This window comes from Ruegeria sp., assembly GCF_028066395.1.
Lineage (GTDB): Bacteria > Pseudomonadota > Alphaproteobacteria > Rhodobacterales > Rhodobacteraceae > Ruegeria.
Window position 1 is genome coordinate 21,260 of record NZ_JALCBM010000068.1, and the last position, 1,877, is coordinate 23,136.

General features: G+C 61.7%; 2 protein-coding genes. Both read left to right on the forward strand.

The annotated features are described in order from the left end of the window. Positions 1-145 precede the first annotated feature (145 nt). The gene (rocF, locus tag MPJ51_RS17810; RefSeq protein ID WP_298389431.1) at positions 146-1,066 is read left to right on the forward strand and encodes an arginase; all 921 of its coding nucleotides are present in this window, start codon (positions 146-148) and stop codon (positions 1,064-1,066) included. Next, on the forward strand, positions 1,066-1,877 hold an 812-nt coding region (locus MPJ51_RS17815; protein WP_298389433.1), incomplete at its 3' end, for an ornithine cyclodeaminase. The genes rocF and MPJ51_RS17815, both read left to right, overlap by 1 nt.

Sequence of the window (1,877 nt, forward strand, 5' to 3'; positions counted from 1 at the left end):
AGCGAGGCCCGGGCATCGCGATGCAGCGCATTCAGCAGGCGGTTGTCCAAATCGTCCAAGGATGTTTTCCATTTTGTCAAACTGGCTTTCATTTTGAACAATTTGCCTTCTTCCCGCAACCCAACTCGCGTGACTAGATAGGCATATGGACAAAATGAACATAATTCTGGCCGGTGTCCCGATGGATGCCGGAAAGCGGCGGCAGGGTTGCCGCATGGGTCCTGACGCCTATCGCGTGGCTGGGCTGGAACAGGCTTTGGTCGATCTCGGTCACACTGTCACTGACATCGGCGACACCCGGCCTGTATCGGTCGAAATCCCGGATCACCCGCACCTGTTTTCCTTGCCCGAATGCGTCGGCTGCACCCAAGCGCTGGTCCACACCGCACAGCAGGCGGCCCAACAGGGCCTGCCGATCTTCATGGGCGGCGATCATGCCCTGTCGATGGGCACCGTGGCCGGGATGGCGGCCCATGCGGACCGCTTAGGTCGACCTCTGTTCGTTCTGTGGCTGGACGCACATAGCGATTTCCACACGCCCGACAGCACCGGCAGCGGCAACCTGCACGGCACGCCGGTGGCCTATTTCACCGGCCAGCCCGGATTTGAGGCTTTCCCGCCCCTTACCGCACCCGTGCCAACCCACCGCGTCGGAATGATCGGATTGCGCTCAGTCGATCCGGCGGAGCGCGCCGTGTTGGAAAAGGATCACGCGATGCTGGCCGACATGCGCAGCATCGACGAACACGGTATCAAAGCCCCGCTGATGGCTTTCCTCGACAAGGTCCGCGCGGCAAATGGCCTGCTGCACGTCTCACTGGATGTCGATTTCCTCGACCCTGCCATCGCTCCTGCGGTCGGCACCACCGTCCCGGGCGGCGCAACTGAACGCGAGGCGCATCTGGTCATGGAATTGCTGCATGAAAGCGGGCTCGTCTGCTCGCTCGATCTGGTCGAGCTGAACCCGTTTCTGGATGAACGCGGCCGCACCGCAACCCTGATGGTCGATCTGGCCGCCTCGCTGATGGGGCGGCGCATCTTCGACCGCCCGACCCGGAGTTTCTGATGACCCACCCTTCCGACAAGGCCCTGGTGCCCTTCGTTTCCGTCGATAACATGATGCGCCTGGTCCACCATATCGGGGTCGAGCGGATGATCACCCAGATCGCCGACCAGATCGAGGCGGATTTCAAGCGCTGGGAAAGCTTCGACAAAACCCCGCGCATCCCGGCACATTCCCCCCACGGCGTGATCGAACTGATGCCCACCTCGGATGGCGAGGCTTACGGGTTCAAATATGTCAACGGCCACCCCAAGAACACATCCGAGGGGCTCCAGACCGTAACCGCCTTCGGCCTGCTGGCGGATGTCTATACCGGTTATCCAACCCTGCTGACTGAAATGACCATGCTCACAGCGTTGCGCACAGCGGCCACCTCGGCGCTGGTCGGGCGCTATCTGGCACCGAAATCGGCCTCCACGATGGCGATGATCGGCAACGGCGCCCAGTCCGAGTTCCAATGCCTCGCCTTCAAGGCCATGTGCGGGATCACCACCGTGCGGCTTTACGACATCGACCCCAACGCCACCGCCAAATGCGCCGCCAACCTCCAAGGTAAGGGCCTGACGGTCATATCCTGCAAAACGCCGGAAGAGGCCATTGAGGGCGCTCAGATCATCACCACCTGCACGGCGGACAAGAAATACGCCACGATCCTGACCGACAACATGGTCGGCCCCGGCGTCCACATCAACGCCATTGGCGGCGACTGCCCCGGCAAAACCGAGCTGCACCGCGATATCCTGCTGCGCTCGAATATCTTCGTCGAATACCCCGAACAAACCCGCGTCGAGGGCGAAATTCAGGCGCTCGACCC

What these genes read in the sequence shown, in the direction of transcription:
- rocF (WP_298389431.1), top strand. Translation starts at nt 146, where the DNA reads ATGGACAAAATGAACATAATTCTGGCCGGTGTCCCGATGGATGCCGGA.